The sequence below is a fragment of the Cellulomonas sp. NPDC057328 genome, assembly GCF_042667215.1.
GTDB lineage: Bacteria > Actinomycetota > Actinomycetes > Actinomycetales > Cellulomonadaceae > Cellulomonas.
The window spans coordinates 1-7,222 of sequence record NZ_JBHUZW010000157.1 but is presented as its reverse complement, the minus strand read 5'-3'; the positions used below and the strand labels follow the sequence as shown (position 1 = coordinate 7,222).

The 7,222-nt window shown below is 76.8% G+C and carries 7 protein-coding genes; 4 read left to right on the top strand and 3 right to left on the bottom strand.

Annotated features, from left to right (window positions below; translation table 11 throughout):
* The first annotated feature begins 506 nt into the window (after window positions 1-506).
* Window positions 507-1,007 carry an FBP domain-containing protein gene (locus ACFUMH_RS17905; RefSeq protein WP_378208732.1) on the top strand — a complete coding sequence of 167 codons (501 nt, stop codon included), beginning with the start codon at window positions 507-509 and terminating at the stop codon, window positions 1,005-1,007.
* An 89-nt stretch (window positions 1,008-1,096) separates the two neighbouring features.
* On the opposite strand, the gene ACFUMH_RS17900 is transcribed toward ACFUMH_RS17905, so the two are convergent.
* The 3 genes from ACFUMH_RS17900 to ACFUMH_RS17890 all read right to left on the bottom strand — a co-directional run bounded on the left by ACFUMH_RS17900 (window position 1,097) and on the right by ACFUMH_RS17890 (window position 4,384).
* On the bottom strand, window positions 1,097-1,969 hold the full coding sequence (locus tag ACFUMH_RS17900) for an alpha/beta fold hydrolase (RefSeq protein ID WP_378208730.1): 873 nt from the start codon (window positions 1,967-1,969) through the stop codon (window positions 1,097-1,099).
* Window positions 1,970-2,060: 91 nt separating this feature from the next.
* On the bottom strand, window positions 2,061-2,753 hold the full coding sequence (locus tag ACFUMH_RS17895) for a response regulator (RefSeq protein WP_378208728.1): 693 nt from the start codon (window positions 2,751-2,753) through the stop codon (window positions 2,061-2,063).
* Complete coding sequence (locus ACFUMH_RS17890; RefSeq protein WP_378208726.1) at window positions 2,750-4,384, bottom strand: sensor histidine kinase; 1,635 nt, start codon at window positions 4,382-4,384, stop codon at window positions 2,750-2,752. The genes ACFUMH_RS17895 and ACFUMH_RS17890 overlap by 4 nt, the downstream gene beginning before the upstream one ends.
* Window positions 4,385-4,521: 137 nt before the next feature.
* Between ACFUMH_RS17890 and ACFUMH_RS17885 the strand changes: the two genes are divergently transcribed.
* From ACFUMH_RS17885 to ACFUMH_RS17875, 3 genes are all read left to right on the top strand, one after another.
* A complete protein-coding gene (locus tag ACFUMH_RS17885) occupies window positions 4,522-5,274 on the top strand; it encodes a VOC family protein (RefSeq protein WP_378208724.1) in 753 nt (250 codons plus the stop codon).
* A gap of 22 nt (window positions 5,275-5,296) precedes the next feature.
* Complete coding sequence (locus ACFUMH_RS17880; protein WP_378208722.1) at window positions 5,297-5,482, top strand: putative leader peptide; 186 nt, start codon at window positions 5,297-5,299, stop codon at window positions 5,480-5,482.
* Between the two features lie 293 nt (window positions 5,483-5,775).
* Complete coding sequence (locus tag ACFUMH_RS17875; RefSeq protein ID WP_378208734.1) at window positions 5,776-7,182, top strand: dicarboxylate/amino acid:cation symporter; 1,407 nt, start codon at window positions 5,776-5,778, stop codon at window positions 7,180-7,182.
* The last annotated feature ends 40 nt before the right edge of the window (window positions 7,183-7,222 follow it).

The following is a 7,222-nucleotide window of genomic DNA, read 5'->3' as shown; positions in this document are numbered from 1 at the left end:
CCGACCCCACGGGTCGGCGCCGTCGACGTGCGCCGTCAGAGGCGTACGATCGACGACCGGCGCCGCACCACGCGGCAGCCGGACAGGCCCGGGACGACCGGGCGGCGGGCGGGGACCGGCAGGACCGGTCCCGCCGCGACGGGCCGGTCGACGACCGGCGGGACGAGGGAGCGAGACGTGCGGGACGAGACCGCGGGGCGCGAGGTGGCCGTGCAGGCCTGCTCGGCGTCCGTGCGCGATCGCGTCGCGCACCTCTGACACCCGGACCGACCGCCTCGCGCGGGTGACGTGCCGGCGGCCCCGCCGCCCCGTCCCCGTGCCGGCGACGGCCGGACGCGCACGGCACCGCCGTGCCCGCGTCCGTGCGCCCGGGTGTCGGAGGGGCGGACGCGGCAGCCCGTCCCCGCCGCCGACCCGCGCCGAGCCCGCTCGCGTCCCGGTGCGGCCGTGCGCTCCCGCGCACCCGCGCCCGGCGGCTCCCACCACCCACGGAAGCCGACCCCGACATGCACCCCCTGACCGAGAAGCAGATCCGCGACTCCTTCGTCAACGCCAGCCGCCGCGAGGCGACGCAGGCGACCCTGCCCGACCTCGACGCCCTCGACTGGGACCGCCTCGACTACCTCGGCTGGCGCGACCGCAAGGCGCCGCTCGCCGCGTACGTCGTGCTCTGGGTCGACGGCGAGCCGACCGGCGTGCTGCTACGCTCCGGCGACCGCACCCGCCACCGGCGCCGCGCCGTGTGCGCGTGGTGCGAGGACGTCGTCGTCACCGACGACGTCACGCTCTACGTCGCGCGCCGCGGCGGGGCGTCCGGCCGGCGCGGCAACACCATCGGGACGCTCATCTGCACCGACTTCGTGTGCTCGGCGAACGTGCGGCGCCCGCCGACGCGCACCGAGGCCGGGTCCGACGAGTCGGTGCGCGAGCTGATGGTCGCCCGCCGCGTCGAGGGCCTGCGCGAGCGCTCGCTGCGCTTCGTCGGCGAGGTCCTCAGCACCCGCTGACGCGCCCGGGCCGCATGGGAGAGCCGGGGTGTGCAGCGTTCGTCGCGCCACGCGTGACGCGCGCTGCACACCCCGCCCGGCAGGGCCCGTCAGGCGCCCAGGACCTCGCGCAGGCGCGCCGCGAACTCCTCCGGCTTGCCCGGCATGCCGAACTCGTCGCCGAGGAACCCGCCGTGCCCGCCGGGGAACACCTCGACGGTCGAGCCGAGGAGGTCGGCGAGCGCCTGCGTCGTGCGACCCGTGATGATCGCCAGGCTCTCCTCGCCGGCGGCGAGGACGACGCGCGTCGTCGACGCGCGCAGCGCGTCGACGTCCGGCTCGTATCCCGAGACGGCCTTCGACGCGTCGGACAGCAGCGGGTCGTCGCGCGACCCGTCGTCCTCGGTCGGCAGCCCGAACTGGGCCGGGTCGGGCAGCTCGGCGAGGAAGCCCCCCGGGAACTCGCCCTCCCACGACGTCATGACGATGAAGGCGGCCATGCCGGCGCCCCAGCCGCGCTCGGCGTACGCGGCGCCGACGCGCGCGTCCGCGGCGAGGGCCCGGTCGGCGTCGGGCAGGAGGCGGACGAGGGGCGGCTCGTGCGCCACGAGCGTCGCCACGTCCTGCGGGTACGCCGTGACCCAGGCCAGGCCGGTCACCGCCCCTCCGCTGGAGCCGAACAGCTCGACCGGGCCGGTGCCGAGCTCGGTGACGAGCGCGTGCAGGTCGTCGGCCTGCTGCCGCGGGTCCTGCCGCGTGGTGCCGTCCGTGCGCGTGCTGCGGCCGAGGCCGCGCGGGTCGTACGTGACGACGGTGCGGTCGGTCAGGTAGGACGCGAGCGTGCCGAACCCGGACGCGTCCATGGGCTGGCCGATCAGCACGAGCGGCGGCCTGCCGTCGGCCGTCGGCAGCGGTCCGCGCACGTCGTAGGCGATCGTCGCGCCGGGGACGTCGAGGGTGCGGTACGTCGTCGTGTCGGTCATGGTGCTTCTCCCTCTCCGGGCTCCCGCGGTCGGGGTGCGTCCACCAGCGTCCGACCGGCGGGCGCCGGCGAACTCATCGGGAGCGCGCGGGTCAGCCCGCAGGACGTCCCGACCGGCCGACGCCCACGACGCCCGTCTCGTACGCCAGGACGACGGCCTGGACGCGGTCGCGCACGCGCAGCTTCGCGAGGATGTTGCCGACGTGCGTCTTCACGGTCGCCTCGGACAGGAACAGCGCCGTCGCGATCTCCCCGTTCGACAGCCCCTCGGCGACGTGCTGCAGCACCTCGAGCTCGCGCGGCGTGAGCTCGCGCAGCCGCGGGTGCACCCCGTCGTCGTCGGCGCCCTCCTGCACCGCCGGCAGCTGGCCGGAGAACATCTCGAGCATGCGCCGCGTGACGCGCGGCGACACCACGGCGTCCCCGGACGCGACCGACCGGATCGCCGCGACGAGCTCCGCCGGGCGGGCGTCCTTGAGCAGGAACCCGCTGGCGCCCACGCGCAGCGCGGCGAACGCGTACTCGTCGAGGTCGAAGGTCGTGAGGATGAGGACGCGCGTGCCGGGGTACGCCGCGACCAGCCGCTCGGTGGCGTCGATGCCGTTCATGCCGGGCATGCGCACGTCCATGAGCACGACGTCGGGGCGCAGCGCCGCGACCTGCTCGATCGCCGCGCGGCCGTCGCCCGCCTCGCCGACGACCTCCAGGTCGTCCTCGGCGTCGAGCACGAGGCGGAACCCCATGCGCAGCAGCGCCTGGTCGTCGACGAGCAGCACCCGGGTCATGCGTCCTCCTTGGCGGTGGCGGTGGTGGCGGTGGTGGTGGCGGGGCGGGGGGCGGGGGGAGCGGCGGCCGCGGTGACCGGTGGTGCGGTGACCGGCGGCGCGTCCACCGGCGGCGCGCCGACCGGCTCGGCGTCCACCGGCTCGGCATCCACCGGCTCCGCGTCCACCGGCTCGGCGGCGGGCAGGTCGGTGGGGAAGGGCAGCCGGACGTGCACGCGCCAGCCGCCCTCGGGCCGCGGGCCGGCGTCGACCGTGCCGCCGTAGACGGCGGCGCGCTCCCGCATGCCGATGAGGCCGCGGCCCGAGCCGCCCGCGTCGGGCACGGGGCCGCGCGGGCCGTCGTCGAGCACCGCGACCTCGACCGCGTCGGCCGTGCGCGTGAGGCACAGCTGCACGCGCGGCGTGCCCGGCGCGTGCCGGAGAGCGTTGGTCAGCGCCTCGGCCACCACGCGGTGCACGGCGATCTGCAGGGTCGCCTCGGCCGGCAGCGCGGTGTCGAGCCCGCGGGCCTCGACGGGCAGGCCCGCGGTACGGAACCGGTCGACCAGCGCGGCGAGGTCGTGGCTGCCGGGCTGCGGCGCGAGCGGCGCGCCGTCGTCGTCGAGCACGCCGAGCACCCGGCGCATCTCCGCGAGCGCCGAGCGGCCCGTGGCCGAGAGCTCGTCGAGCGCCGTGCGGGACAGGTCCGGGCTCCGGCGCAGGGCCGCGGACGCGCCGTCGGACAGCGCGATCATCACCGAGATGCTGTGCGCGACGACGTCGTGCATCTCGCGGGCGATGCGCGTGCGCTCCTCGGACCGGGCGATGCGGGCCTGCTGGTCGCGCTCGCGGGCGAGCGCGTTGGTGCGGGCGACGAGCTCGGCGACGTGCAGACGGCGGTTGCGCACGCTCGTGCCGATCGACGCGGCGATGAGCATCATCGCGAGCTGCGACGACGAGCCCACCACGCGGGACGTCACGGGGCTCATCGTGTCCGGGGTCGGGACGGGGGTCCCGTCGGGCAGGAGCTCCGGTGCCGCCGTCGGGCCGGGCCCGTCCGGCGGGGACGGGGCGGGGACGGCCGGCTCGGCGGTCGCGGCGCCCGCGGTGGCGTCCACCGTCGCCGTCGCCAGGTCGGGCGCCTGCCACAGCCACATCGCCCCCGCCAGCACGAGGAAGGTGGCGCCGAAGGTCAGCCACGTCACGCGCGGCGTGCGGTTGGCGGCGACGGCGTAGACGGCGAACGTGAGGGCGAGGTCGAGCGTGCCGACCTGGCCGGAGACGGCGAGCGACAGCGCCCCCAGCACGGCGAGGACGCCGGCGACGAGCACGGGCCGCCGCCGGCGCCACGCCAGGGCGGTGCCGCCGAGCACCACGCCCAGCACGGTCACCGTGACCACGCGCTCGACCTGGCCCTCCGTCATGCCGGCGACGGTCGTCCCGAGGTCCGCCGACAGCACGCCGAGCACGAGGGCGGGCAGGACGTAGACGACGACCACCACGGCGTCCATGGCGCCCGGGTGCAGGACGAAGAACCGTCGCACCGGCCCCAGGCGCCGCGCCTCGATCTCCGTGAGCACGGCCGGCTGCGCCCCGGACGGCGTGACGGCCGGTGCCGCGGGCAGCGGGGCGGGTGGGGGAGCGGTCGTCACGCCGCCACCCTGCCACCGCCCGGGGCGGCCGCGGCACCGTCGACGGGTGGAGCCGCAGGCCACTGCCTCAGCATCGAGGAGGAGGGCGGTGGAGGAGGGGAGCGCGCGCCGGCCGCCACGGCGGTAGCGTCCCGCACGTGCCCGTGGTGTGGACGACCGCCTTCCTCGACCTGCCGGCCGCCGTGCACGACGACGGCACGGCGTTCTGGTGCGCGGCGACGCGCAGCACGCGGTCCCCGGCGCGGGGGGCGGAGGGCGAGTTCGCGACCCTCCTCCCGCCCGACGGGGACGCGTACCTGCGGGTGCAGCGCACCGGGGACGTGCCGCGGGTCCACGTGGACCTGCACGTGCCGGACGTCGCCGCGCGCGCCGCGCTCGCGCGCGACCTCGGCGCCACCGAGCTGCACCGCGAGGACCACGTGGTGCTCGCGTCGCCCGGCGGGTTCGTCCTCTGCCTCGTCCCGGACGGCGGCGAGCGGCGCCGGCCGGAGCCCGTGGCCGGCGCCGGGGGCGGCGTGCAGCGGGTCGACCAGGTGTGCCTCGACGTCCCGGCGGGGCTGCTCGACGCCGAGCGCGCGTTCTGGCCGGCGCTGACCGGGTGGCCGGCGCGCACCGGTGCGCGGCCGGAGTTCACGGTCCTCGAGCGTCCGGCGGGGATCCCGCTGCGGCTCATGCTCCAGCGCCTGGGCGACGACGACCCGCGCACGACCGTGGGCGCCCACCTCGACCTGGCGTGCGGCCCGGCCCGTGCCGCGGTGGCCGCGGAGCACCTCGCCCTCGGCGCCACCCACGTCGCCGAGGGGCACGGCTGGACGGTGCTCCGCGACCCGGCCGGCCAGGTGTACTGCCTGACGGGCCGCGACCCCGTCACGGGTCTCGTGACGCGCTGACCACGCCGGTCGTGCCGCTGCCGTGCGCGGGAATGAAGTCCCGTGGGAGGGTGTTGACACGCACGGCCGGGACGACGCGGCCGTGACGACGACACCGGGGAGGACGCCGCACGTGAGCACGTGGCACCTGACCCAGCGCCGCGCCGTCGACCTCCGCCGGGTCGCCAGCGCGCTCTGTCGTACCTCGCCGTGCCCCTGCGCGCACTGACGTCCCCCGCTCGCTGAGCCCGGGCGCCCCGCGCACCGCGGCACGCCCTGCGCCGCGCGCCGCCGGCCCGCCGGCGTCGCGCAGGCCCGTCCGGCGCCGCGCCGGACCGCCGTGCCCCGCGAGGGGAAGGCCTCCGCACCGCCGTGCCCCCTCGGGGGCCGGCCCCCGCACCCGCGTGACGAGACCCGCACGCACGCCGACCGGCGCCCCCGCGCGCCTGCTCGAAAGGCACCGATCCCGTGTCCACCAGCTCCACCACCGCCACGCCCGCGCCGCCCCGGCGCCGGCTGCGGATGCCGTCCTTCACCGTGCAGGTGCTCCTCGGCCTCGGCCTCGGCGTCCTGCTCGGCTGGATCGCCCTGCGCATGGGCCCCGTGAACGCCGACGGCGACCCGAACTGGCTGACCACGACGCTGAGCGAGATCGGCTCGGCGTTCGTCACGCTGCTGCGCGCGATCGTCCCGCCGCTCGTGTTCCTCGCGATCGTCGCGTCGATCGCGAACCTGCGGCAGGTCACGAACGCCGCCCGGCTCGCCGGGCAGACCCTGCTGTGGTTCGCGATCACCGCCGCGATCTCCGTGGTCGTCGGCATCACGCTGGGCCTGGTCTTCCGGCCGGGCGCGAACACCACGCTGAGCACGGAGGAGGCGACCGAGCCCGGCACGACCGGCAGCTGGCTCGACTTCCTCAACGGGCTCATCCCGGGCAACTTCCTCGGCCTGGGCGGTGAGACGAGCGTCGAGGCCGGCGCCGACGGCGCGCTGACCGCCGACACGTCCATCTCGTTCAACGTGCTGCAGATCGTCGTCATCGCGCTCGTCGTCGGCATCGCCGCGCTGCGCACCGGCAAGGCCGCCGAGCCGTTCCTCGCGTTCAGCCGCTCGGCGCTCGCGGTCGTGCAGAAGGTGCTGTGGTGGGTCATCCGCCTCGCGCCGCTCGGCACGCTGGGCCTCATCGGCCGCGCCGTCGCGACGTACGGCTGGGACCTGCTGGCGCCGCTCGCGACGTTCGCCGCGGCGATCTACACGGGCCTCGCGATCGTCCTCCTCGTGGTCTACCCGGTGCTGCTCCGCACGAACGGCCTGAAGATCGGCGCGTACTTCCGCGGTGCCTGGCCGGCGATCCAGCTGGCGTTCGTCTCGCGCTCGTCCATCGGGACGCTGCCCGTGACACAGCGCGTCACCGAGCGCAACCTCGGCGTCCCCAGCTCGTACGCGTCGTTCGCCGTGCCGCTCGGCGCGACGACGAAGATGGACGGCTGCGCCTCGATCTACCCGGCGATCTCCGCCATCACCGTCGCGCAGCTGTTCGGCGTCGACCTGTCGATCAGGGACTACCTGCTCATCGCGTTCGTCTCCGTGGTCGGCTCCGCCGCGACCGCCGGTCTCACCGGTGCCGTCGTCATGCTGACGCTCACGCTGTCGACGCTGGGCCTGCCGCTCGCCGGCGTGGGCCTGCTGCTCGCGATCGACCCGATCCTCGACATGGGCCGCACCGCGGTGAACGTCGCCGGGCAGGCGCTCGTGCCGACGATCGTCGCCAAGCGCGAGGGCATCCTCGACGTCGCGCGGTACGAGTCGGCGCGCGTCGACGACCTGTTCACCGACGAGGTGCAGGAGGCGCGCGAGGAGTCGGCGGAGTCCGACGCCACGGACGCCACCGTCCCCGCCCGCGAGGGCGCGGTGGGCGCGCGCGCCTGACGGCTCCCGACCCCGACCGGACGCCCCGGCACCCCACGGG